The 24,032-nt window shown below is 50.1% G+C and carries 21 protein-coding genes; 13 read left to right on the forward strand and 8 right to left on the reverse strand.

Annotation, left to right across the window (positions count from 1 at the left end; all coding sequences use genetic code 11):
- Both H8B09_RS08960 and H8B09_RS08965 read left to right on the forward strand, forming a co-directional pair.
- A complete protein-coding gene (locus H8B09_RS08960) occupies positions 1–2,136 on the forward strand; it encodes a sensor histidine kinase (RefSeq protein ID WP_191203167.1) in 2,136 nt (711 codons plus the stop codon).
- A 20-nt stretch (positions 2,137–2,156) separates the two neighbouring features.
- Positions 2,157–2,795 carry a phosphatase PAP2 family protein gene (locus tag H8B09_RS08965; protein ID WP_191203168.1) on the forward strand — a complete coding sequence of 213 codons (639 nt, stop codon included), beginning with the start codon at positions 2,157–2,159 and terminating at the stop codon, positions 2,793–2,795.
- Between the two features lie 27 nt (positions 2,796–2,822).
- On the opposite strand, the gene H8B09_RS08970 is transcribed toward H8B09_RS08965, so the two are convergent.
- Positions 2,823–3,152, reverse strand: coding sequence for a helix-turn-helix transcriptional regulator (locus H8B09_RS08970; protein WP_318152564.1), 330 nt, complete (start codon positions 3,150–3,152; stop codon positions 2,823–2,825).
- A gap of 389 nt (positions 3,153–3,541) precedes the next feature.
- On the opposite strand from H8B09_RS08970, the gene araA reads away from it, so the two are divergent.
- Positions 3,542–5,035, forward strand: coding sequence for an L-arabinose isomerase (gene araA / locus H8B09_RS08975; protein WP_191203169.1), 1,494 nt, complete (start codon positions 3,542–3,544; stop codon positions 5,033–5,035).
- Positions 5,036–5,437: 402 nt separating this feature from the next.
- Here the strand turns inward: araA and H8B09_RS08980 are convergent, their stop codons facing one another.
- Positions 5,438–6,718: a methyl-accepting chemotaxis protein gene (locus H8B09_RS08980; protein ID WP_191203170.1), complete on the reverse strand. Its 1,281-nt coding sequence runs from the start codon at positions 6,716–6,718 to the stop codon at positions 5,438–5,440.
- Between the two features lie 240 nt (positions 6,719–6,958).
- On the opposite strand from H8B09_RS08980, the gene map reads away from it, so the two are divergent.
- A complete protein-coding gene (map, locus tag H8B09_RS08985; protein WP_191203171.1) occupies positions 6,959–7,723 on the forward strand; it encodes a type I methionyl aminopeptidase in 765 nt (254 codons plus the stop codon).
- A 142-nt stretch (positions 7,724–7,865) separates the two neighbouring features.
- Positions 7,866–8,498, forward strand: a complete 633-nt coding sequence (locus H8B09_RS08990) for a histidine phosphatase family protein (RefSeq protein ID WP_224753420.1) — start codon at positions 7,866–7,868, stop codon at positions 8,496–8,498.
- 67 nt (positions 8,499–8,565) lie between these two features.
- Here H8B09_RS08990 and H8B09_RS08995 read toward each other — a convergent pair whose 3' ends face one another.
- Positions 8,566–11,031: a glycoside hydrolase family 94 protein gene (locus H8B09_RS08995; RefSeq protein WP_191203172.1), complete on the reverse strand. Its 2,466-nt coding sequence runs from the start codon at positions 11,029–11,031 to the stop codon at positions 8,566–8,568.
- A gap of 112 nt (positions 11,032–11,143) precedes the next feature.
- Positions 11,144–12,190, reverse strand: a complete 1,047-nt coding sequence (locus H8B09_RS09000; protein WP_191203173.1) for a LacI family DNA-binding transcriptional regulator — start codon at positions 12,188–12,190, stop codon at positions 11,144–11,146.
- 244 nt (positions 12,191–12,434) lie between these two features.
- Here H8B09_RS09000 and H8B09_RS09005 point away from each other — a divergent pair, with 244 nt between their 5' ends.
- From H8B09_RS09005 to H8B09_RS09020, 4 genes are all read left to right on the forward strand, one after another.
- A complete protein-coding gene (locus H8B09_RS09005) occupies positions 12,435–12,854 on the forward strand; it encodes a VOC family protein (protein WP_191203174.1) in 420 nt (139 codons plus the stop codon).
- Between the two features lie 163 nt (positions 12,855–13,017).
- Positions 13,018–13,497: a DUF6530 family protein gene (locus tag H8B09_RS09010; RefSeq protein WP_191203175.1), complete on the forward strand. Its 480-nt coding sequence runs from the start codon at positions 13,018–13,020 to the stop codon at positions 13,495–13,497.
- 6 nt (positions 13,498–13,503) lie between these two features.
- A complete protein-coding gene (locus H8B09_RS09015; protein ID WP_191203176.1) occupies positions 13,504–13,866 on the forward strand; it encodes a GIY-YIG nuclease family protein in 363 nt (120 codons plus the stop codon).
- Between the two features lie 175 nt (positions 13,867–14,041).
- On the forward strand, positions 14,042–14,332 hold the full coding sequence (locus H8B09_RS09020; RefSeq protein ID WP_191203177.1) for a putative quinol monooxygenase: 291 nt from the start codon (positions 14,042–14,044) through the stop codon (positions 14,330–14,332).
- A gap of 64 nt (positions 14,333–14,396) precedes the next feature.
- Here H8B09_RS09020 and H8B09_RS09025 read toward each other — a convergent pair whose 3' ends face one another.
- Both H8B09_RS09025 and H8B09_RS09030 read right to left on the reverse strand, forming a co-directional pair.
- Complete coding sequence (locus tag H8B09_RS09025; RefSeq protein WP_191203178.1) at positions 14,397–15,416, reverse strand: phosphotransferase; 1,020 nt, start codon at positions 15,414–15,416, stop codon at positions 14,397–14,399.
- 16 nt (positions 15,417–15,432) lie between these two features.
- A complete protein-coding gene (locus H8B09_RS09030) occupies positions 15,433–16,560 on the reverse strand; it encodes a winged helix DNA-binding domain-containing protein (protein ID WP_191203179.1) in 1,128 nt (375 codons plus the stop codon).
- A gap of 192 nt (positions 16,561–16,752) precedes the next feature.
- Between H8B09_RS09030 and H8B09_RS09035 the strand changes: the two genes are divergently transcribed.
- The 4 genes from H8B09_RS09035 (at position 16,753) to H8B09_RS09050 (ending at position 20,784) form a co-directional block, all read left to right on the forward strand.
- Positions 16,753–17,331: an LURP-one-related family protein gene (locus H8B09_RS09035; RefSeq protein WP_191203180.1), complete on the forward strand. Its 579-nt coding sequence runs from the start codon at positions 16,753–16,755 to the stop codon at positions 17,329–17,331.
- A gap of 120 nt (positions 17,332–17,451) precedes the next feature.
- A complete protein-coding gene (locus H8B09_RS09040; protein WP_191203181.1) occupies positions 17,452–19,530 on the forward strand; it encodes a thioredoxin domain-containing protein in 2,079 nt (692 codons plus the stop codon).
- Entirely contained in the window at positions 19,508–20,440 is a 933-nt protein-coding gene (locus tag H8B09_RS09045) for a hypothetical protein (protein WP_224753421.1), read from the forward strand. Before H8B09_RS09040 ends, H8B09_RS09045 begins: the two co-directional genes overlap by 23 nt.
- Positions 20,437–20,784 (forward strand): DUF952 domain-containing protein, encoded by a 348-nt coding sequence (locus H8B09_RS09050; RefSeq protein ID WP_191203183.1) that lies wholly within the window; start codon positions 20,437–20,439, stop codon positions 20,782–20,784. Before H8B09_RS09045 ends, H8B09_RS09050 begins: the two co-directional genes overlap by 4 nt.
- A gap of 83 nt (positions 20,785–20,867) precedes the next feature.
- Here H8B09_RS09050 and H8B09_RS09055 read toward each other — a convergent pair whose 3' ends face one another.
- Together H8B09_RS09055 and hisC are read right to left on the reverse strand one after the other, a co-directional pair.
- On the reverse strand, positions 20,868–22,814 hold the full coding sequence (locus H8B09_RS09055) for a glycosyl hydrolase family 18 protein (protein WP_191203184.1): 1,947 nt from the start codon (positions 22,812–22,814) through the stop codon (positions 20,868–20,870).
- A 116-nt stretch (positions 22,815–22,930) separates the two neighbouring features.
- Entirely contained in the window at positions 22,931–24,001 is a 1,071-nt protein-coding gene (gene hisC, locus H8B09_RS09060) for a histidinol-phosphate transaminase (RefSeq protein WP_191203185.1), read from the reverse strand.
- Positions 24,002–24,032: the final 31 nt, after the last annotated feature.

Raw genomic sequence — 24,032 nt, forward strand, 5'->3', positions numbered from 1 at the left:
ATGGTCATCCGCAAACCAGTTTGGATTTTCGTCATCATGTTAATTATTGCAGTAATTCTGAATGTAGGGTTATTCAATTCCTTTACGACAGGGGACAGCTCACATCGTCCTAAAGCTGTGAATGGGGAACTGGACCTGAGCGGCTGGGACTTCCAGCATGAAGGGATCCTCAAGATGGATGGGACGTGGATGTTCTATGGGGGTCAGCTATTAGGTCCTAATACCGATTGGGGGGATAGTTCTTTAGGTGAAAGTTTCGTAAGTGTACCGTCATCCTGGAACAATTATGAACTTGAGCCTGCGGTAAGGAAAGGTCTCGGATATGCGACTTATCGACTTCTCATTCGAGTACCTGAAGAGGCTGGTACACTGGCTATACGGGTACCGAACATTATGACCGCCTATAAGCTATGGATTAATGGCGACCTGATAGCTGAAGCAGGCCAAGTAGACGAGCTTGCGGAGAACAACAAGGCGGAACAGTATCCGCGGGTCATATCTTTTGCATCTGATAACGGAATTGCTGACCTCGTCATCCAGGTGTCGAACTACAAACATCGCAAGGGCGGGATATGGACAAGCTTCTCGCTCGGAACGACGCAGGAGATTACTCGCAAAGAAATTCTAGCCGTTGCAGAGCAAATGCTCATAATCGGCAGTCTGTTCATTATCGGTACGTATCATATGGGCCTATATGCTTTTCGCAAAAGGGAACGGTTCACATTGTCCTTCGGCCTTCTCTGCTTGTGCGTAGCGTTCCGGATGGGCGTTACCGGCGAAACGATGATGTTCCAGCGGTTCCCGGGCGCTTCATGGGAATTGGGCATGCGAATAGAGTATATTGCATTCGCGCTATGTGGGGTCACAGGGTATACATACATTTACCGTATGTTCCCGCAGGAGGGTTCAAAGCGGTCGTACTGGATTTTTAATGCGGTCGGGTATACACTGTCCGTTGCTACTGCGGTTCTTCCCGTACTTGTTTATACGCGTGTATTGGTAATTTATCAGCTCTATATCGTCATCGTATGTGCAACCTGTATGTATGTCGTAACGAGAGCCCGTATACGCAATCGAGAGGGAGCGACACTCGTTCTGGCTGGGATTACGTTCTTCATCTTCACCGTCATCAATGACATTTTGTTCTACAGCGAACAACATGTGTCGGTGCAGCTTGTTCCATTCGGCATCACTTTCTTTATACTTGTACAGTCGATTATCTTGTCTAACCGATTTACTAACGCGATGCAGAACGTTGAACTTGTATCGGACGAACTGCGCGAGCTTAATGCGAATCTGGAGCAGCGGGTCGAGCTTCGAACCAACGAGCTGAAGCAGTCGAACGAGTCGCTGGAGCATTCGAATATCGAGCTCGAGAAGCTGGAGAAATCAAGGCGGCATCTGCTGTCGAACATCTCGCATGATTTGCGGACGCCGATGACGCTTGTACAAGGGTATCTGGAAGCAATGCGTGATGGCTTGATAGAGGACAAAGACCAACAGCAGCGCCATCTTAATATGATGTTGGGCAAGCTGTCGCGTCTTAACAGTCTGATCGATGATTTATTCGAGCTGTCCAAGCTGGAAGCGGGGCAGGTTCGGTTCCATTACGTGAATGTCAGCGTAAGAGGGTGGCTGGAGTCGGTGCAGTTCTCATTTGAGACCGATGTGAATCGAGTGGGGGGCGCACTTCATTGCGTCTATAATGGCATAACGCTTACTGCCAGCGAAATGGAACAAGGTTCATTAGGATCGGAGTCGCCTATTATCCGAATTGATATCGCTCGTATGGAACAGGTCATGTCCAATCTGATCTATAACGCGCTCCGCTATCTGCCTGAGGCGGACAGCGATAAGGATCGCCGAATTACGATCGAAGCTGTGGAGGAGAGAGGAACGGTCGTTATTGAGGTGACCGATACCGGCTGCGGTATCGATCCGGAGGATTTGCCTTATATCTTCGACCGGTTCTATAAGAAGGACAAATCCCGCAATTCATCGGAAGGCGGAAGCGGGCTTGGATTGTCCATTGTGAAAGAGATTGTTCACCAGCACGGCGGATGGATCGAGGCGCGCAATACAATTGATCACGGCGCATCGTTCCTAATCCGCCTCCCATTAGCCATGCAGAAGTAGGGAAGAGGAGAGAGGGTATTATGGAGAGAAGAGTGTGGATTGGAGGCGGGGCGTTCGCAATATGTGCGCTGTTGTTCGGAGGTATTGTGTTGGCGCTGCCAGATGCAGGGCCATTAACGATCGACCGAGAGGCGGCAGAAGCCGTTCAATCGCTTGCGGGGCAGCAGGGGGAGAAGCTGTGGAAAGCAGTAACGAATCTTGGTTCTTCCGTCGTTATTGTCGCAGCAGCGTTGTTGTACGGCATATGGTTCGGCATTCACCGCCGTACTTGGGCTGCCTTGTATATTCCGGCGGCTGGCGTTGTCGCCTATGTATGCAATCAGTTGCTCAAAAGCTGGGTAGACCGTCCTAGACCTGCAGGAGCGTGGGGGATTGAGGTTGATGGCTCGAGCTTTCCGAGCGGGAACGCAATGCTCGCAATGGCTGTTTACGGAACGATTACGGCATCCTTCGTGCTGTACGCCTTAGCCGGCCGGACTGCGAAGTGGATCGCATCGACTATCGGTATAATAGGCATTGCTTGTGTTGGCTTCAGCCGGCTATTTTTCGGCGTGCATTACTTGAGCGACATTGCGGCAGGGTATGCAGCAGGAGCTTTGGTTATGCTTATCGCGCTCCATATGGTAAATTACACATTGAATCGGAAACATAGCGTTTAGAATAAGAACGTTGTCGTCATGCGGCAGTCATTCCGACTGCCGGATGACATCAATCATTTTGTGGATCGATTGCTTGCGCTTGTCTTGATCCATATTGCTTAACAGCCGGAAAATCTCGACTGTATCAGAATTAATGCCGGATAAAGACTTATCCGGATCGCCGCCGATAATGTAATCCAATGAAACATCAAAATAAGATGACAGCTTGATTAACGTATCATATACTGGCTGTCGATTGTTGATTTCATAATGGCTGTATGCCGAGCGGGTTATCCCGATTTGGCGCGCCACCTCCTCTTGTGACAAATTTTTTCGAAGCCTCAGTTCCCTCAAGCGGTCTCCCATCGTCATGGTCATGTCATTACTCCTTACGGTTATACTGCAAGTTTGGGCTTACGATTGCCTCAACCAGAAGTAGTCGTTTTCTACTACATCCCTACCTCTTAATTTATGATACAAATTGTATCATTGTCAAGGATTAATGTAGCAACCTGTCGTTAACGTACATATTATTTTTGACGCAAGGGAATACAAATTAACGCTTGAAAACGGTATAGAGGGACGTTACAATGAGGAGGTGGAACTTGTTCGTACAAGTTGTTGAAGCGAAGATGCCCATTTCGTCTAGTGCCTTGGTCGTATCAATGAACCTTTGCGCGATATGGTTATGATTCACTTTAAACATGTACATACAAGTCGAGATACGTCAATTACAATTATTCGTCACTATAAGGAGGACTCGTTCCATGCTTCAAACCAAACCTTATCAATTCTGGTTCGTGACTGGCAGCCAACACTTGTACGGTCCAGAAACGCTTCAGCAAGTAGATGCTCATTCCTTCCAAATGGTAGAAAGCTTCAACCAAGATGCTTCGATTCCATTCGAAATCGTATTCAAGCCGGTTGTTAAGACGCCAGAAGAGATTTTCCAAGTCTGTAAAGAAGCAACGGCTGACGACAACTGTGCGGGCATTATCACTTGGATGCACACATTCTCCCCTTCGAAAATGTGGATCGCAGGTCTGAACGCACTCAAAAAGCCTTTGCTCCACCTGCACACGCAATTCAACCGTGACATTCCATGGGAAACGATCGACATGGACTTCATGAACCTGAACCAATCGGCGCACGGCGACCGTGAGCATGGCTTCATCGGCGCTCGCATGGGCGTAGCTCGTAAAGTTGTCGTTGGCCACTGGGAAGAAGCAGGCGTGCGGGAGAAGCTCGCAGGCTGGCAGCGTACAGCTGTTGCTTTCTCGGAAGGCACTAACCTGAAGGTAGCACGCTTCGGCGATAACATGCGTCAAGTAGCGGTAACGGAAGGCGATAAAGTAGAAGCTCAAATCAAATTCGGCTGGTCGATCAACGGCTACGGCATCGGTGACCTCGTTGAGCGTGTGAACGCTGTAACGGAAGCGCAAGTTGACGCGCTGATGACCGAGTACCACGAAACTTATGAAATTACGGCTGAAACGCAAGCTAATGCAGCAGCAATGGATTCGATCCGTTACCAAGCTCGCATCGAGATCGCAATGAAATCGTTCCTCGAAGAGGGCGGCTTCTCGGCATTCACGACGACGTTCGAAGATCTGCACGGCATGAAGCAGCTTCCTGGTCTCGCTGTTCAACGTCTGATGGAGCAAGGCTACGGCTTCGCTGGCGAAGGCGACTGGAAGACAGCTGCTCTGACGCGCATGATGAAGATCATCGCTGAGAACAAAGATACGTCGTTCATGGAAGATTACACGTACCACTTCGAGCCAGGCAACGAAATGATTCTCGGCGCTCACATGCTCGAGGTTTGCCCTACGATCTCGGCTACGAAGCCGCGCATCGAGGTTCACCCGCTCGGCATCGGCGGCAAAGAAGATCCAGCGCGCATTACGTTCGACGGCAAATCCGGTAAGGCAGTTAACGCATCGCTCATCGACATGGGCAACCGTTTCCGCCTGATCATCAGCGAAGTAGAAGCAGTACAACCTACGCATGATCTGCCGAACCTGCCGGTAGCACGCGTTCTGTGGAAGCCAGAGCCATCCCTTGCTGTATCGGCTGAGGCTTGGATCCATGCAGGCGGCGCTCACCACACGGTACTGTCGTACGCTGTTACGACGGAGCAGCTGCTTGACTGGGCTGAACTGACGAACGTTGAAGTTGTCGTTATCGGCAAAGATACGACGATTCAACAGTTCCGCAACGAGCTTCGTTGGAACGACCTGTACTACCGTCTTAACCGCTAATCAAATAGAGGGCCGCTTCGTCCAAGACGAAGCGGCCCTTTATTTTTTTCTACCCACCCAAACTCTCAGGAGTTTCTACCCACCCAAACCCTCCCTGCAAGGGAGGGCCCCCGGGGTTTCCAACCCCGGGACCCCGGAGGACTGGTCTAGATACTGTGAGAGATGGGGTTGTTTCGGCTGTGACTAGATACGTTCGAGCGTTCGCATTCAGTTCCATGCTGCTGAGATAGTGTGTGCGGGTGCTCGCTTTCGTCCCTGCGGGACACGCTTAACGTTTGGCGTTCTAGCGTGGGGATCCCTGCGGGATCCAAAAACCGTTATTGAAGATTGTAGCGTCTGCGACGCTCTACTGCCAACGCTTAATAAGGATAAGACCAGGATAAGACCTGGATTAGACCAGGATTAGACTTGGAAGTATGATGTACGGCCTTTGAGTTCTGCAGACTGGGCGCGCATGTATTCGGATGATGCTGCGATTTCTTCCATGACAGCTGTCTGTTCTTGCGTTGAGGATAAGACATCGCGTGCTTCTAATGTAATAGCTGAAGCAGCTTTCATAACGCGTCTTGCTTCATCCAGCAGCTTGGCCGCATCGGAAGTCTGGCTCGTGCAGAAATCTGCAATGCGTGTGACCGAGTCACCAACTTGCTCCGTTTCCGCGTTCATCTGGTGCAGCGCTCTTGCGATGGACTCACCGCGTTCGGATTGCTGTTTCACATTAGCGAGTTGAGCTGCTATTTTGTCGCTAACCGATGCGAATCGGCTCTGTACATCTTGGACAAGCTGACGGATATCGCCAACAGCTTCGGCGCTTTTGGTCGCCAGCTTCTTTACTTCGCCTGCAACGATCGAGAAGCCAAGACCATGCTCACCGGCACGGGCGGCTTCAATCGATGCATTAAGCGCGAGTAGATGCGTTTGTTCTGCAAATTCAGCGCTAACATCGGATACTTGGCTGATCTGGTTCACCTGCTGCTCGAGAGAGCGGACGGCGCGTTCCAGTTCAATGCTTTCTTCCGCCATACGATGCAAGTCGGTGAGCATGAATCCGATCGAAGCCGTGCCAGTCCGAGTTGTCTCTGTCATTTGTCCCGCCAATCGGCTTGTCGCTTCCGCTTCCGTCTCATTCTGGGAAGCATATTGAACCAGTCGATCAATCGATTTGGTCATGACAGCCGAAGAACGTTCTTGACTGTCAGCATCTGCTGCGATCCGTTCAACTGCAGTTGCGATACGCTCGATATGATGAGCAGCTTGTCCAATGGCCAGCTTCAGTTCATCAGCACTTGCGTCCGCAGAATTCGCATTGCTCGTCAGACCTGCTACGATCGTGCGCCAGTCAGTCAGCATCCGAGAGAAGGAAGTGGACAGCCGTTGAAGCTCGTCTCCGTTCCCTCTTGGTTTGACGTTAACGAGCAGATTGCCTTCTGCGGCTTCGTCAGCTGCACGGGTCAGCTGCACGAGTGGTTTGATAAGCCAGGCGGCGGCCAGCCAGCCTAGAATGCCTGTCCAGATAATACCGAGACTTAAGGTCCCGATGCTGAAGGCCCAATCCGGAATGGAGGATGGCATCCACTTCTTAAGGACGAGTATGAAGAATGCGCTAATACCATATGTAACGATGGAAACCGCGGTAATGCCGAGTACCATTTTGGTCACAAGGCCGAATTTACGTTGCGTCATGGTCGTAACCCTCACTTTTTGTCGAAATATGAATGATTGGGATAATTGTACTATAGATGCCTATCCGAGGGCGTCAGGGAATTCCCTGATTGTGATATTTATCATTTTGGACAATTGTTCGAACGGGTTAACGATGGTAACAAAGCGTGGGATGGAGTATACTTTTAAATAGAAGATTGGCTTAGCAATAAGGGATTACCGTTGGATTGTTAGCGGATTGAGAAAGGATGTAATATCGTCATGATCGTAAAGACAGAAGAAGAATGGCAAGGATTACGCGAGATCGGAGCTATTGTTGCCCATGTACGCGATACGTTGATCGCACAAGTACGCGAAGGTATTACGACGCTTGAACTGGACCAACTGGGCGGGGAATTGCTGGCGAAATATGGTGCGGAGTCGGCTCCGATCAAAATGTACGAGTTTCCGGGACATACCTGCATCAGCGTTAATGAAACAGTGGCGCACGGCATTCCAGGCGACCTCGTACTGAAGGTAGGCGATATCGTCAATGTGGACGTATCGGCTTACAAGAACGGCTTCTACGCAGATACTGGCGCAACTACGGTAGTGCAGCCGGATTCGTCCCCAATCAAGCAGCGTTTGCTGGAAGCAGCAGAGTATGCGGTAGACGTATCGATCAAGAAAGCACGTGCAGGCGCGAAGTTGAACAGCATCGGCGCTGCCGTGTTCCGCGAGACGCGCAAGCGCGGATTCCACATCGTGCAGAATTTGACGGGTCACGGCATCGGACGTTCGCTGCACGAAGAGCCGGAGCATATTGTAAGCTACTATGATCCAGACGATACAACGATTCTCGAGGAAGGCCAAGTCATTGCGCTCGAGACATTCGTATCGACAGGCGCAGACCATGTCATCCAAGGCACGGACGGCTGGGCGCTCATGACGACGGACGGCAGCTTGGTTGCTCAATTCGAGCACACGGTCGTCGTAACGAAAGATAAAGCCGTTATTCTGACACTGGGCGGTCAATTGGAAGAATAACGATTCATGTAGGAGAGAGGCGATGATCAGCCTCTCTTTTTTGATGCAGACGAGCATCTGCTGCGTGTATCCGAGCGATTATTTTTTTACGTTTAATTGCACACTATCTCCTGGAACTGGAAACACGGAGGGGGTAGAGTGGATGAAACGATACTGGTTGATGTTTGTTATTGGCATGCTGCTTCAAGCCGTGATTCTCCCGACGACATCCATGGCCGAGACTCGATCCGTTAATGCTGAACTGCTTGATCAACTGAAGCAAGGCGGATATGTGCTGTATATGCGGCATGGCGAGACGGGCGAGGATATCGATCAGCCGAATCTCCGATTCGATGACTGCTCCACTCAGCGTAACTTATCGGAGGCGGGAAGACAGTCTGCCGTCCGCCTTGGGGCGGCTGTACGTGATTTGCGCATCCCAATTCGTTTACCGATCCTCGCAAGCCCGTTTTGCCGAACGCAGGAAACGGCTCAGCTTGCTTTTGGACGCGACAGCGTGCGAACGGACATGCTTGGGTATCGAATTTACCGGCTGAGCAGTTCGGTAACGCCTGCCGAAATGCAGGCGACATTGACAGCATTGACGGCAGCTCTGGAACAAATTCCGCCAGCAGGTTTAAATACGGTTCTCGTAGCGCACAGCTTTCCTAAGGGCCTCGGTCTTGGTGAAATTCCTCCGCTTGGAACCGTTGTTGCGAAGCCCGGCGGGGCAGGAAAGGGATATCAGATCGTCGGACGGATTTCGTTGGAAGAGTGGCTAAGTCGGGACAAATAAACAAGGACAGCGGAAACGTAAAAAAGGGACTGACCTTCGCGACAGCGAAGGTGCAGTCCCTTAATTGTTATGCTTGAACTGCCTCTTGCGCGATTGACTCGCCGAGAACAACTTCGACGAGGTGCTCGCGGCCGTCGCCGAATGCTGGCACAACGGCGTTCTCGAGCTGTTGGCCGTTCACGGATACGCGTGCCACGCCTTTGCTCACATGATCCGGATTCGTAATAACGATCCGGTACGTGTCGCCGCGGAATACGCGTGTAATTTCGAGACGATCCCATGCCTGCGGGATGCACGGGTTGATACGCAAGCCGTCGAAGTCCGGCTGGATGCCGAGGATGGCTTGCGTAATCGCGATGTAGTTCCATGCTGCCGTACCTGTCAGCCACGAGTTCTTAGCTTCGCCATGGCGGACTGCGTCTTTACCCGCGATCATTTGGGCATAGACGTATGGCTCCATGCGGTGAATCTCGCTAATCTCCTCAAGGTATGCAGGGGCGATCTTCTTGTACAGTTCGAATGCGCGGTCGCCGCGGCCCAGAACCGTCTCTGCCATCATAATCCACGGATTGTTATGGCAGAAAATACCCGCGTTCTCTTTATATCCTGGAGGGTAAGAGGAGATCTCGCCAAGGTTCAAATAGTACTCGGAATATGGCGGCTGCTGCAGCACGATACCATAGTCAGTCTCCAGATGCTCTTGAACCGAATCCAGCGCGCGCAATGCACGGCCATCTTCGACGCCGATGCCAGCCATGACGCAGAAGCCTTGCGGTTCGATGAAGATACGACCTTCATCGTTCGTGTGACTGCCGATTGGATTGCCGAAATGGTCGTACGCGCGGAGGAACCAGTCGCCGTCATAGCCGTGCTCCAGCGTAACTTCACGCATTTGCTCGACTAATGCCTGCGCTTCTGCTGCTTCTTGATCAAGACCGCGGCGTTTGCACAGTTCAACGTAATCAGGACCGACAAATACGAACAAGCCCGCGATGAAGACGGATTCTGCAATGCGGCCTTCGATGTTTTGCGTCGTCTGGAACGATTCGCCTGGCTCCTTGGAGAAACAGTTCAGGTTCAAGCAATCGTTCCAGTCCGCCCGTCCGATCAACGGCAAACCATGTGGTCCAAGGTTGTTGATGACATGGAAGAACGAACGTTTCAGATGTTCGAACAATGTTGCTGTGTTATCTGGATTACTGTCGAACGGCACTTGCTCATCGAGAATGGACATGTCGCCCGTTTCTTTGATATAAGCAGCCGTACCGAGAATGAGCCAGAGCGGGTCATCGTTGAAGCCGCTGCCGACTTCGTTGTTTCCTTTCTTCGTGAGCGGTTGGTATTGGTGATATGCCGAGCCGTCCTCGAATTGCGTAGAAGCGATGTCGATGATACGCTCGCGAGCACGCTCAGGGATTTGATGCACGAAGCCAAGCAAGTCTTGGTTCGAATCGCGGAAGCCCATGCCGCGGCCAATGCCCGACTCGAAGTAAGAAGCAGAGCGGGACATGTTGAACGTAACCATACACTGATACGGGTTCCAAATGTTGACCATACGGTCAAGCTTCTCGTCGCCGGATGCGATCGAGTATTTGCTGAGCAGACGCTCCCAATAAGCTTCAAGATCAAACATCGCTTGCTGCACGTCAGCTTTTGTAGCGAAACGCTCAATCATCTCGTAAGCACGCGATTTATTAATGACGCCTGGAGCAGACCATTTCTCGTTTTCTGGGTTTTCCACATAGCCAAGCACGAAGTTGAACGAGCGCTCTTCACCTGGCTCAAGCGTAATGTTCAGTTGATGGGAAGCGATCGGCGACCAGCCGCTTGCTTGGGAATTGGATGCATGGCCGATTGTAACAGCGTGCGGAGCTTCCAGGCCATTGTAGGCACCTAGGAACGATTCGCGGTCCGTATCGTAACCATCGATTGGAGCGTTGACCGAATAGAACGAGAAATGGTCGCGGCGCTCGCGGTATTCTGTTTTGTGATAGATGACCGAATTCTCGATCTCGACCTCGCCCGTGCTCAGGTTACGCTGGAAGTTCGTCATATCGTCATTCGCATTCCAGAGGCAGAATTCGACGAACGAGAACAACTTCACCGACTTCGTTGTATTCGATTTGTTCGTTACCGTGACTTGATGCACTTCACCCGTATAGGACAACGGCACCAGGGAAAGCTGCGTTACACTCACGCCGTTGCGCTCGCCTGTGATCGACGTGTAGCCAAGACCATGGCGGCACTCGTAACGGTCAAGCTTCTTCTTAACCGGCATCCAGCCCGGCGTCCAGATGTCGCCTTCGTCGTGGATATAGAAATAACGACCGCCATTATCAACCGGGATATTGTTATAGCGGTAACGCGTAAGGCGGCGCAGACGAGCATCGCGGTAGAAGCAATAGCCGCCAGCCGTGTTGGAGATTAAGCCGAAGAACGTTTCATTGCCGAGATAGTTGATCCATGGGTAAGGCGTTTGTGGAGTCGTGATGACATATTCCTTGTTCACATCGTCGAAGTAACCGAATTTCATAGAATAAAGCAGCTCCTCTCGAAATGGAAAATAGTTGTATTCATCAAACAGGTTTCGGACAAGCTAACGCGCGTTAGCTTGCGTCAAAAATAGAGTGAACCTTGGGAAAGGTTCACAGACGCTTGCATGAATCTCGGATGATAAGCTCGGTAGGAAAGGTTGAGGATAAGGGCGATGAGGTGCCGCTGCTGCACATGCCGACAATCTGATTGACCGCTTCCTTGGACATGTCGTAGATCGGGAGACGAACCGTACTTAAGCTGGGGATATACTGGGATGCAATCGGAATGTCGTCAAAGCCGATAATCGAGATGTCGTCAGGTACCCTTATGCCGTTGTCGTGGAACGCTTGTATAGCGGCGAGCGCCATATCATCGTTGGCGGAAAATAAGGCTGTCGGCATATGGTCCAGCTTCAGCATGCGAACAATTTGCTCATAAGCGGCTTCTTTCAAGAAGTCACCGTCTACGATGTCACGATCATCAAAAGGCAGGCCATATTCATTCATGACGGTCTCGTACGCAAGAAAACGTTGGCGACCGGAATACGTATTCATTCTCCCGCGAATATGGCCGATTCTCCGATGGCCAAGCCGGATCAAATGACGCATCGCTTCACATGCTCCTTCGAAGTCATCCGAGTTAATGATCGACATGGGATGCTGCTCGAGGGATTGGTCAGCCAGTTCGCTTGTGTCGTAGTCAATCAGAACGAACGGTTTGCCGAGTTGGGCGATTTCTTCGATACGCTCCGTATCCTTCTGCGTACCGACAATAATGCCGCCGTCAATTCGGCGCTGCTGGTAGGCCTGTTTGATCTTCAGATAATCGTCTTGCGTGTAAACGGTGTGAACGAGCACATAATAACCGGCTGCGTTGGCCGTGTCGATAACGGTATCGACGATAGGCGCGAAGTAATGGTTCTGGTAGATACGATTGCCGGTTAGACGCTCAGCCATGCTGACTACGAACAGTCCGATTGTATCCGTACCCTTGCCGGCCAGGGCGCGGGCGGAAGTATTCGGCTCATAATGATACTGTTCGATAATCCGCAGAACCTTCTCGCGAGTCCGCTGTGGAATGTCGGGGTAGTTGTTGAGGACTCGGGATACCGTGCTGCGAGAAACGCCTGCCAGCTTAGCTATGTCTTCACTTCGCATGATTTGCTCCCTTCTGGACGCGCGTTAGTGCCATTATATACCGGAAAAGGGAATGCGGCAATCCGTACTTTTGAAACAAAATGGATCAGACTAAGGTCCTAATTGGAAAAATGACAAAATTAGACCAATGTTGTGCTATGTTGTTCGCCAGCTGAAGGCTATAATAGAGAAAGACATGTGGACTAGCCTAATGAGGCGGCGGCATGTAAGTACAATCGCGATTATAAAGGAGCGAACCTCACTCATGTCAATCAATGTGTACTTGAATTTCAACGGGAACACCCGCGAAGCAGTCGAATTCTACGCACGCGTATTCAACACGGAGATTGTCACGATGTCTACGTTTGGCGAATCGCCGCAAAGTCCGGATTTTCCACTGCCTGAAGAAGCGAAGAATCTGATCATGCACGCGATGATCAACGTCGGCTCCTCGCCAATGATGTTCTCGGATACGTTCCCAGGTATGCCCTTCTCGTTAGGAAATAACATTACGTTGTCCTACCAAGGCAGCAGCGAAGAAGAGCTTCGTTCCATCTTCAATAAGCTGGCTGATGGCGGCAAAGTAGGCATGGAACTCCAAGAAACGTTCTGGAGCAAATGCTACGGTCAAGTAACGGACAAGTTCGATATTAATTGGCAGTTGAACCTGCCGCCACAAGAATAGCAGGACTTAGCACAAGTCCGGCGTATCTCATGATGAGATGCGCCGGCTTTTTGTTGTCCGCGGGTGACGGGATTGACAAGAGGGAACGAATAAGGCTATGATGTAGGAGTCGATTTAGTAATTTAGTAAATTAGTAATTCAATTAAATGGAGATGATCCTAACATGAAAATTCCAACATCATTGAAACATAAGCCGGTCATCGTATCGGAAAATTACGAGCAAGTGGATGGACGCTTCGCAGGCAAGACGGATGCGAAAGGTTTATCGCTTGGTCTCGCGCAGTGGAATGACCGGGGCAAAGTAGATATTTCGGCTAAAGTGTGGCGTTATACCGGCGAGAAATGGTCGAGACAATCCGAGGAGCTGCCGTTTCATCGCGTGTTTGATCTAGCGATTCTGATTACGCGGTCGATGTCCCATTTTCGAGAGGCATATCGATATGAGAACTTGTATGATCCCGCGAATCCCGTTATCGATAGAGTTGGTATGCAAGGCGATGCCATGACGGTGTCCGTATGCACGGATAATGATCGGATTAACGAAGATATGAAGCTCTTCAGCCAGGCGTTGAGAGACGACGATGAGCTGCTTGGCGAGCGGCTGCGCGTGCTGTCGAGTATTTTGAAGGATATGGGGTATTAAGGTGTTATGGATAAGAGCAGACGTAAGGAGCTGCAGGAGCAGTTCAAGGAAATAAAGACTTACATGGGGATTACGCAGATCACGAACACCGTGAATGGGAAAATCTTCATCGATAGTCATAACAATTTGAAGAATAAGTGGTTTACCCTTCAAATGCAGCTCGACATGGGTCGGTTTGCGAACCTCGAGTTACAGAAGGATTGGAAAGAGTTCGGCCGTGATGCGTTCACGTACGAAGTGCTGGACGAGAAAGATACGGAGAAAATTGCAGATGTGAAATGGGAGCTCAAGATGCTCGAGAAGCAGTGGCTCGAGAAACTCCAGCCATACGGCGACAAGGGCTACAATAAGCCTCCACGGGAGTGCTAAGAATTCATCGCACATCGGGGCACCCCTTTGCATGAATCGAAATCCAACATGGATATTCGACATAGACAAAGGGGTATTTGTGCTATTTAAGCAATTTTGAGGAGATATTAAAGCTAGTGCAGGTGCCTCAATCGCAACATTTAAACGGGTAGAATAAGAAAGAAGGTTGATTCCATTGCTTATCGTCCACGCTCATCTACAAATCATCCCGGCTCAAGAAGAAGCTTTTCATGAGGCGGTTCAGGCATTGCTGCCAGCCAGTCGAGCCGAGGAAGGAAATATCGCGTACAATCTGATGAAAAGCACCGAACAGGAGCATCACTACACGATGGTGGAGCTGTGGAAGGATCAAGCTGCGATTGCCTCGCACAATGCTAGCGAGCATTTTCAAACTTTCGTGACGCATGCATCGGCTTTCATGGCAGCGCCGATGGATCTGCAAGTATTTGCGGGCGAACGAGTGTAAGGGGCTTGGCATGAACAACAAAGAAGCTGTTCTCATGGGAGCAGCTTCTTTGTTGTTCATGAATTTATTCAATTGAATGCAGCCACAACTCGATTTCCTTTAATTGTTCCGCATATTGGTGAAGAACATCGAGAGTAGCTTTGACTTGCTCGGTTCCCAGCTCTTGTTCTGCGGCATCGCTGCTTTCGATTCCTAATGAGCGACGCAGGTTATAAGCAAGCCAACCGAGTTTGCCTGCAAAGCCGCTTGACAACACAACATGCCAATCAGTCACGAGAGGACCTATTTTCAATGAATAAGCTTGTATGAAGGCGAGAAACCGCTCTTGGTTAGCAGTACCATTGCCATCCGTCGCCCAATAGAGAGCTGTCTCGATCAGGTCCTGCATCGGATTCACATAATTAGCACATTCCCAATCGATAATCGTCGGGTTCTTGTCGTACCAGAGTACATTCTTAGGATCGAGATCATTGTGACTGATGACAGTGTTAGCGGTGAGCTTAGTGACAGACACGTTAGCTTGAGCGTCCCATTTATACAGATTATCGATGGTTTGGGCCATCATTTCGACCCAGATGGCCCGATTGCCTTCACCTTGGGCCAAATAACTAGTCCAGTCTGTTGGTTCCTGCACGTTATGGGAAATTGGGTAAGTTATGCTCAAGGAAGTGAAGTCAGCGAGATGGAGATCCGCCAATATCGAACCAATGGTTATGCAATGATCGACAGTAATGGCGTCAGGATTGAGAACAACGCCTTGGACCCAGCCGAATGCCTGCATATGATGGTCATCAACGTAATGCAGCGAATCGCCGTTTCGCTGGATCGCTGGTGCAGCAGGCACGACATTAGCGGCCATGGAAGCGATTTGCTCGGACCGTATGAAATTCGCTTTCGCCGTAGGACGCTGCATAATCATCGGATTTAACACTTTGATCGCATATCTGCCTTGTGACGTTTCGATTCCATACATTTGGTGCATGAATCCACCAGATAGAGACCGTGGTTCACCTTGAATCTCGCCAAGTGATAGAAGGGAGCACAGCTTATGGAACGGTATAGGAGTCGTCATTGTTTCGCTCATCACTGTAGGGTCCTCTCTACGCATTTGTACTTGTTACAAACGCAATGTCATATTCAACTGCCTCAGCAGCGAAACGAAGCAGCCGCTCGCCTTCCTTCTCAAGCAATAGACGCTGTTCCAATGAAAGTGGAGTGAAAGATTCAATATGCATTACGGCAGTGTGCCCTCGTTCTTCAATTGTCCATAATCCAGCGACAAAACCGTCGATGAGTATTGTTGCTTTCACGATTCCATTTTTCGTAATGACTCGGCGGCGATAGGATTCATCCATAATCCGCGTTCGATCTGCATGAGACAGCAATACATGATCGAATTCCCCGAGAAAACGAGGGAGGACTTCTAGATCCGATGCAGGCCGCGGTGCATCAGGCAGATCGAATAGCTCATCACCTTGTTGGTTCTTATACCATTCGAGCTTCGGACGCATCTGCTCGAACAAGTCACGCAGCTTCGTCATGCCAGACCATGCTTGAAAATCTTTCACCGATGCAGGGCCGTATGCTTGTAAGTACCGCATTAACAGTGCTTCGGCATCAGGTGAAGAAGATACCGGCTGGTTTAGCCATGTCTCAATAGGCGTAAGCACGGCTTGTCCGGTTATTCCCCATAATCCTCTTGGAGGCACTTGGACGAGCGGCACCCCATTACGAATGGCTGCGCCAAGCGCATCATGATGATAGGAAGGCCACTGTGCAGTCAGACGCTTCCCTAGATCGCTTAAGGTCATTGGCCCTTCCTGCTCGAGAATCGCTCTTCCTGCAGCAGCTAGAACCTTTGGTTCAATGCCAATAAGAAGTTTGCCGTAAGCGCCATTCAAGCTTCGATCAAGTGCAGGCTGAACCCAAGGGCGAAGCATAAGCGCGTCCTGTGCGGACACGAGATGTATGGTGGAGCGCATCAAGGCAATACGCACCGCCTGTTTACTGAGAATCAGTTCGGCTAAATGCTCCTTCTGAAAATTCTCAAGACGAGCCCATAGTGCGTAATACGGCGGATTCGTTGCTTGAGCCTGAAGACCTATTATTCGTTCAATGGCCTCTAACGCTGTTATATTCTCTCGCTGAAGCAGCATTTGCCGAGCAAGGAGCGCGCGGTTTAACTCACGATGACTTAGAACAGATAATGACGAATTCTTCTTTGTCATGTATATAACTCCTTGGATCTAGTGGGGGAAAGGTATTAATTACCATGTTATTCGTCCAAGTATGAGGCGTCAACTCTAACGGGATATAACGTTAACGATCTCAGGGAGGAAATAGGAGACATTTGTCGAATTTTATTCATATAGATTGAAGAAAAGTTGTCGAATCAACATACATATTGGGGAGGCTTTTCAATGAATCCGAAATTCGCGCAATCGAAATATTTGGTCAGAAAGCAAGTGCTATCGCTGATAGGCGCCAAATTCCACATTTTTGATGAAAATGAACAGGTCGTTATGTTCTCCCAGATGAAGGCGTTCAAGCTGAAGGAAGATATTCGGTTGTACAGCGACGAATCGATGAATGAAGAGCTCATTACGATTCAAGCCCGCAGCGTGATTGATTTCTCTGCTACCTATGACGTAGTGGATGCTGTAACGGGGGAAAATCTTGGTTCACTCCGACGTAAAGGAATGAAGTCGATCCTGAAAGATGAATGGGTTATTCTCAATCCATCTGAAGAAGAGATTGGCCTCATCCAGGAGGACAGTGTCGGAATGGCGCTGTTGAGAAGATTTCTGACGAACCTCGTTCCACAGAAGTTTAACGTCTCGCTGCGCGGCAGAAAAGTGACGGAGTTCAAGCAAAACTTCAATCCATTCGTCAGCAAGCTGAATGTCGATTTCTCGCACGATACGAACAATGAGCTGGACCACCGTTTAGGACTTGCCGCTGCGATTCTATTGGTTGCGATTGAAGGAAAGCAAGGCTAAACTGTCGATAGACAATTACGCTCAAAGGACACGAAATCCGTAAGGGTTTGTGTCCTTTGAGCCGCATATTTGGTAAGATTGTAGAGAATCATACCCGCGGAGGTGCAGTCAGTGCAAGGAATGGAACGTAGATCCAACCGATTGATTAATGAGAAATCCCCTTACCTGTTACAGCATGCCCACAACCCGGTCGATTGGTATCCGTGGGGCAGAGAGGCATTCGACAAGGCGAAGAAAGAGAATAAGCCGATTTTTCTATCGATTGGTTATTCAACCTGCCACTACTGCCATGTCATGGAGCGGGAATCGTTCGAGGATGATGAAATAGCTGCGCTGCTGAATAAAGATTATGTAGCGATCAAAGTCGACCGCGAGGAGCGGCCGGATATCGATGCGCTCTATATGGCGGCTTGTCAAGCGATGACAGGAAGCGGCGGCTGGCCGCTCACGATCCTCATGACGCCGAAGCAGGAGCCTTTCTTCGCAGGAACGTATATTCCGAAGGAACGTACAGCAGGCCGGTTTGGACTCAAAGAACTGCTAACGCAGCTTACGAATAAGTGGCGCAACGGAAAGTCGGAGGTAACGGGAACCGCGACGAAAATCCGTGCAGAGCTGGACAAGCATCGCGGAATTTCATCCAAAGGCAAATGGGATCCTTCCATGGCGGCGCAAGCATATGAGACGTACACACAAATTTTCGACGAAGACAATGGCGGATTCGGCAGCTCGCCGAAGTTTCCGATGCCGCACAATTTATCGCTTTTGATGGCATATGATTTGAAAGCTGACGAGCCGAATGCGCTCCGGATGACCGAAGAAACGTTGGACGCGATGTGGCGCGGCGGTATATTCGACCATATCGGATTCGGATTCTCGCGGTATTCGACGGATTCTCAATGGCTGGTCCCGCATTTTGAGAAAATGTTATGTGACAACGCTCAGATTGCGATCGTTTATACGGAAGCGTACCAGCGCACAGGCAATCCGTTATATCGGACGATTACCGAGCAAATCTTCACCTATGTGGAACGCGAGATGACGGATGCAGAAGGCGGCTTCTATTCGGCTGAAGATGCGGACACTGAAGGCGTGGAAGGAAAGTTCTATGTCTGGACGCCGCAGGAAGTGGAAGCGGTGCTTGGCTCCGAGGCGGCACAGCGATTTAATCGCGTGTACGACATTACAGAGGAAGGAAACTTCAATGGAAGCAGCATTCCTAATCTGATTCATACGGCAATTGAAGAAGTGGCGGATGAGATTGGAATGACCGTTGAAGCATTGCTCGCTGAACTGGACGCTAGCCGCACCAAGTTGTATGAAGCACGCAAGCATCGCGTGAACCCGCATAAGGATGATAAAATTCTAACGGGATGGAACGGTCTGACGATTGCAGCGTTGGCTTTCGCGGCGAAAGCATATGGTGAACCTGTTTATGCAGAACGCGCGGAGCGCGCGGCAATCTTCTTGAAGAACAAGCTCGTGAGCGAAGAGGGCAGACTGCTTGCCCGGTATCGGGATGGCGAAGCCGCAATTCCGGCCTTCCTCGATGATTACGCATATCTGCTCTGGGGATTGAATGAGCTGTATGAAGCGACGTTCAAGCCCGAGTGGCTGGAATGGGCCCAGACGATTGCAGATCAGATGATTCGCTTGTTCGGCGACCGTGCGTATGGCGCTTTCTTCTTCACAGCGTCGGATGCGGAAAAGCTAATCATTCGTTTGAAAGAAACGATGGATGGCGCCCAGCCGTCCGGCAACAGCGTCGCCGCAAGACAGCTGCATAAGCTGTTCCGTCTGACAGGCGAGATCCATTATCGCGATTGGGCTAACGATACGCTCGATGGTCTGGCTGAGAAGGTAAACCAATTCCCGAGCGCGCATGCCATGATCCTGCTTGCCGGACTAGCTGCGGAATCGGCTGGCCCTGATGTTGTTATAACGGGCGATCGCTCCGACGCGGAGACGGCAGCGATGATCGCAGCCGCACAGCAAGCTTACGCACCTCAAGGTACGATTCTGTTCGTACCACCAGGTGATGAGGGTGCAGCGATGCGCGAGAAATGGCAGCATGTTGCTGACAAGGGTGTAGTGGACGGCAAGCCGACTGCGTATGTATGTCGGGACTTTGCCTGCCAAGCGCCTGTGACAAGCAGCGTAGCGCTGAAGGAACAGCTTGGCGGTGTCCGTTTGCAGTAATGTGAAGAAGCCAGTTGGCAGAGATGCCGACTGGTTTTTTTATTGTAGTGGACGTAAATTAGTTCTTGATCTAATGCTGGAAAATTGGTATTCTATTCTAATTTCATTGATCCCAAATATGAAGATGGTGATGGAGATGCTCGCATTCAATTCGGATAGAGAGATGCAGGACCAGACTCGCACGATCATTCAACAGGTTTCGGAAGTGTACAGAAGACATACGGAAGATTGGTTTATCGGTCTGGTCGTTCATGGTTCCGCTGTCAAAGGTGGATTTATTAAAGGATGGAGTGATATTGACTTCCAATTATACTTAGAGGATCAGGCCTTCGATAAGGGCCATCTTCCACTGACAATAAGTGCTGCTATACATCGTGAGTTATCGCAGATAAATCCAAACCCTTATCAATATATACAAACTAGAGTGTTTACACCCTCTCATGCACGTTATGGCAGACTGGTACCGGACACCTACGAAATCATCAGCGGGAAACGATTATTCCCTGAACTAACTAACGAACAATTGTATATCCAAGCTGTGGCTGCTCTAGATGAGATGAAACCCGATCAAGCTTTTGATACCGAGAACCTTCTTGAGCATGGCGATGATCGGCTGTTGAGATCGGTAAGAATCTTTTGCACGACAGTGTGGCCCGCGTTGTATCAGATGCTCACCATCCAGACGAACAACGGAATTAAAGTTTGGGGACTGACGAAGGCCCAGGCGGTAGAGATGGTCCCTAGACATTCCGCTATAGGGCATGACATACAACAATTTTATGAGGCTGTTCTTATGTACGCGTCTAATAAATCGTCTGTGGATCAGGCACTGAATGTCATAGAAGCAGGAATTGGCTTTCTTCAGCAGGTGAGATGCTGGCAGGAAAGCAGAGAGGGGGCGCCCAAATGACTATATTTCATTTTGTAGGACAGCGTGAATGGGATAAGGCGAGAGGGAGTAAATGTTACGAACCAGACAGTCTTAAGTCAGAAGGCTTCATACATTGCTGCACTCGGATCCAAATCAGTGGATTGGCGCGGCGATTATGTGAAGATCAACCCAATATTCTGCTGCTCGAAATGGATGAGGCTTTAGTTAAGAAACGAGTCATTCATGAGGACTTATATGGTAATAATCAACTGTTTCCGCATATTTACGGGGAGTTGAATTTGGATGCTGTCATTGGCGTGTATACGGTTGAATCTGCTGAAGGGGATCAAGTTACCTTAACACCGTGCATTGATCTGCTATAAATACATTAACATCAAAAGCGGCAGTCCGGGACTTTAGTTTCGTCCAAGGCTGCCGCTTTTCTATTAAAGGTAAGGTTATAATGTTATTTCTTCTGCAGCAAAGAAGTCCACAGGGATGAGTCCTCATAGCCGAGGCGCCAGAACGCAACGCCGGCTAGGTCATATTTATCAGCAATATCTACTCGTTGCAGTACAGACGCAGAGGATTCTGCCCAGAATACATACGTGAAGCCGCCTTCGGTGTACTTGTATTTCGTTTGGCCGGATACTGGGTCGTAGGTGCCAACGGCTTGCTTATCGGCAATGACCTTCGATAGCTGATTCATGAATATCGCACGGGATACATAGGCGCCATTGGCGTCCTTCACGATATTCCCTTGCGAATCCAGTTTCCATTCGCGTACATAGAACGGGATGCCAAGCATCACCTTCGAACGTGGAATGCCATAGTTCAAATACTGCTGAACGCCTTGCTCGACCCATCCGAGCTCAGCGACTGACCCTGGCGTATCGCTGCCCTTCCAGTGCTGATCGTAGGCCATCATGACAACCGTATCAACAATCTCGCCAATTGCTGCAAAATCATAGGCCGTCTTGTCATTCCACGCCACGTCGCCGCGGATCAAATCGATCGAAACCTTCAACTTGCTAGCATGCGCCGCATCCGTTAGCTGCTTCACGAATGAGGTGAACGCCGCGCGATCCGATGCTGCAAGCCCCTCGAAGTCAAAGTTGATGCCTTCTGCACCGATCTCATAGGCACGGCCAACGAGTTTCTTAATAAACGTCTGGCGAGCGTTCGGATTTGCAAGGAACGCGGTTGTCAGCTTCGCATCGAAATTGTTATGAACAAGCGGCCACAGCGTAATGCCCTGCGATCGGATTGAAGCCGCCAGCTCATTGGTGGAGCGGTCCGTCATATTGCCCGACGAATCAGAGAGCTCGAACCAAGTTGGTGAATCGATATCGAGTCCTTGCGTGCCGGCAAGTTGTCCGAGTACGGAGTTGGCATCGGAGGTGCCATTCCATCCGAGGTACAGCAGTTTTTGCTCATTGGACCAGATCGTATGTCCGTCAGCTGTACGTACCGATGCATCGGCATATGTGGCGGCGTAAGTTACGGCTGCTGCACGTGTATGGAAGGATGTCAGCTTCCTATCGTTCTGATAGACCGTAAGGAAAGGCGTATTCGTCCACCATTCCTTGCCGTCAGCAATGACCTGTGTATTCGCAAAACGCTTCGCGTATTTGATAGCCCCCTGCAAATCCAAGAGCGGATTGCCGATCGCACGGCCGTTCTGGAACACTTGATACTGCGCTGCATTCGAATGAGCAATGATGCCAGTGGCAGTATTGAGAACCTCACTGTTTGTAATCGATGCAGCATAATGGACAGCATCGGTCAGCGCAGCATACATGTTGTCGTCGGTCGGCATACCATCAACGATGATCTGGTACACTGCTGAACCAGCACGCTGCTGGGTCAATTGTGCAGCTGTGATGTTATTCCATACCCACTTGTGCGATGCAATATCGACAATATGAGCATTCGACCAGTTCTTTGCTTCTTTCTTCGCTTCATCCAGTGTCATAAAGGACCATGCCGGTTTTGTTTTGTCGCCCTGATACAACTGGTAGGCAGCGTAACGGCTGTACAACCATCCCGGCTGCTCAAGATCACGGATATGCGCATTTGTCAGTGTTTTCGCTAATTTCAAGGCTTCTTCATATGTACGGAACTGTCGTGCTGCGTTTGTTTCGCCATTCTGATAAACGGCGTATCTTGGGAAGTTATCCCACATCCAAGTATGCGATGCGATTTTCTCCACATGGGAATAAGCGAAGGATTGCGCATATTTGACGGCGTCTGTATAGACCGCGAATTCTTTCAAGGCTTTATCGTTCTGATAGACACGGTACTGCGTCATCTTGGCTGCTTGTGCAGCATCGGCATGTGCGCCAGTCCATATTCCGGCACCTGTCTGAAGCGCTACGAGCAGCGCTGTTGCAGCTAACCATTGGCGTTTCATAAAGCTATCTCTCACTCTCCCTATTGGTGGTCTAATCTATTAGACGCTAATAGAGTGGGAGAGGTTGCGCGGAAAAATAGCCCATTTTGTCGATGAGTGTCGATAAGCAGCGGATTTTATATGTTTGGATAAAAGGTGTGGAGCAGGTTGAGCAGGATGCTCATTTGCTCTTCCGTTCCGATTGAAATTCGAACTTTGTCCTGAAGCCGCGGCACGTTGAAGTAACGGATCGCAATGCCATTATCGGCTAGCAGATGCACGAGCTGAGGCGCATCGGGACAGCCTTGACGAGCAGGAGGTGTACATAAGATGAAATTCGTCTGAGACGGAATAACTTGGAATCCGATCTTCCTCAGTGAAGTGATGAAGCGATCACGGACAGTGCGGATGGCAGTAACGATGCCTAGCATATGCGACTGATCCTGCATGGCCTGTACCGTTAGCGCTAAACTGATGCTGCTGACGTTGTAAGTTGTTTTCGTTTTCTCGAATGCACGAATGATCGCTGGAGAACTGATCGCATAACCGATGCGGGCGCCGCTCAAGGCGTAGGCTTTGGAGAATGTCCGCAGGACGACGAGATTGTCGTACTCGAGCGTCAATGGGATCGCGGAATGTTCTTCGCCTGCAAAATCCATATAAGCTTCATCAATGCATACGAGTCCAGGTGCCCTCCGAACGATGGTCTCAATTTCGTCGCGGCTCAGCAGACGACCGGTTGGGGCATTGGGGTTAACGAGAGCGATGACAGAAGCGTCGGTATTCAACAATGCCTCCGTGTCGACCGTGAAATCGTCATGGGTAGGGACGAAATGGATGGCAGCATTCGCTGCTTCGGCTGCTACTTGATACAGCGCGAAGGTCGGGTAGGGCATGACTGCGGTTCTCTGCTGATCGATGAAAGTGCGGAATAATGCGGTAATAAGCTCGCTTGATCCGTTGCCGATGACGATACGCTCACGTGATAAGCCGTAGTGCGCGGCGATGGTTTCACGCAGTTGTGATGCGGCAGCATCAGGGTACTGACGCATGACGTGCTCACCCATATTGGCCAATAGTTGAATGACGCGCTCGGATGGCGGATACGGGCTTTCATTCTGGTCCAGCTTGACGATGGAACGGTCAAGAGCTGCTTCTGTTACGGGATAGGGAGTGATGCGTTCAACATGGGGGAGTGCATAGGACATTCGGAAATCCTCCTCGCTTTGCTTAAGATGA

The sequence above is a fragment of the Paenibacillus terricola genome (assembly GCF_014779765.1).
Lineage (GTDB): Bacteria > Bacillota > Bacilli > Paenibacillales > Paenibacillaceae > Paenibacillus_T > Paenibacillus_T terricola.

What these genes read in the sequence shown, in the direction of transcription:
- H8B09_RS09050 (WP_191203183.1), top strand. Translation starts at nt 20,437, where the DNA reads ATGACTATATTTCATTTTGTAGGACAGCGTGAATGGGATAAGGCGAGA.
- H8B09_RS08965 (WP_191203168.1), top strand. Translation starts at nt 2,157, where the DNA reads ATGGAGAGAAGAGTGTGGATTGGAGGCGGGGCGTTCGCAATATGTGCG.
- H8B09_RS09055 (WP_191203184.1), bottom strand. Translation starts at nt 22,814, where the DNA reads ATGAAACGCCAATGGTTAGCTGCAACAGCGCTGCTCGTAGCGCTTCAG.
- H8B09_RS08990 (WP_224753420.1), top strand. Translation starts at nt 7,866, where the DNA reads ATGAAACGATACTGGTTGATGTTTGTTATTGGCATGCTGCTTCAAGCC.
- map (WP_191203171.1), top strand. Translation starts at nt 6,959, where the DNA reads ATGATCGTAAAGACAGAAGAAGAATGGCAAGGATTACGCGAGATCGGA.
- H8B09_RS09040 (WP_191203181.1), top strand. Translation starts at nt 17,452, where the DNA reads ATGGAACGTAGATCCAACCGATTGATTAATGAGAAATCCCCTTACCTG.
- H8B09_RS08970 (WP_318152564.1), bottom strand. Translation starts at nt 3,152, where the DNA reads ATGACCATGACGATGGGAGACCGCTTGAGGGAACTGAGGCTTCGAAAA.
- H8B09_RS09010 (WP_191203175.1), top strand. Translation starts at nt 13,018, where the DNA reads ATGAAAATTCCAACATCATTGAAACATAAGCCGGTCATCGTATCGGAA.
- H8B09_RS08995 (WP_191203172.1), bottom strand. Translation starts at nt 11,031, where the DNA reads ATGAAATTCGGTTACTTCGACGATGTGAACAAGGAATATGTCATCACG.
- H8B09_RS09005 (WP_191203174.1), top strand. Translation starts at nt 12,435, where the DNA reads ATGTCAATCAATGTGTACTTGAATTTCAACGGGAACACCCGCGAAGCA.
- H8B09_RS09035 (WP_191203180.1), top strand. Translation starts at nt 16,753, where the DNA reads ATGAATCCGAAATTCGCGCAATCGAAATATTTGGTCAGAAAGCAAGTG.
- araA (WP_191203169.1), top strand. Translation starts at nt 3,542, where the DNA reads ATGCTTCAAACCAAACCTTATCAATTCTGGTTCGTGACTGGCAGCCAA.
- hisC (WP_191203185.1), bottom strand. Translation starts at nt 24,001, where the DNA reads ATGTCCTATGCACTCCCCCATGTTGAACGCATCACTCCCTATCCCGTA.
- H8B09_RS09030 (WP_191203179.1), bottom strand. Translation starts at nt 16,560, where the DNA reads ATGACAAAGAAGAATTCGTCATTATCTGTTCTAAGTCATCGTGAGTTA.
- H8B09_RS08980 (WP_191203170.1), bottom strand. Translation starts at nt 6,718, where the DNA reads ATGACGCAACGTAAATTCGGCCTTGTGACCAAAATGGTACTCGGCATT.
- H8B09_RS09015 (WP_191203176.1), top strand. Translation starts at nt 13,504, where the DNA reads ATGGATAAGAGCAGACGTAAGGAGCTGCAGGAGCAGTTCAAGGAAATA.
- H8B09_RS09025 (WP_191203178.1), bottom strand. Translation starts at nt 15,416, where the DNA reads ATGAGCGAAACAATGACGACTCCTATACCGTTCCATAAGCTGTGCTCC.
- H8B09_RS08960 (WP_191203167.1), top strand. Translation starts at nt 1, where the DNA reads ATGGTCATCCGCAAACCAGTTTGGATTTTCGTCATCATGTTAATTATT.
- H8B09_RS09000 (WP_191203173.1), bottom strand. Translation starts at nt 12,190, where the DNA reads ATGCGAAGTGAAGACATAGCTAAGCTGGCAGGCGTTTCTCGCAGCACG.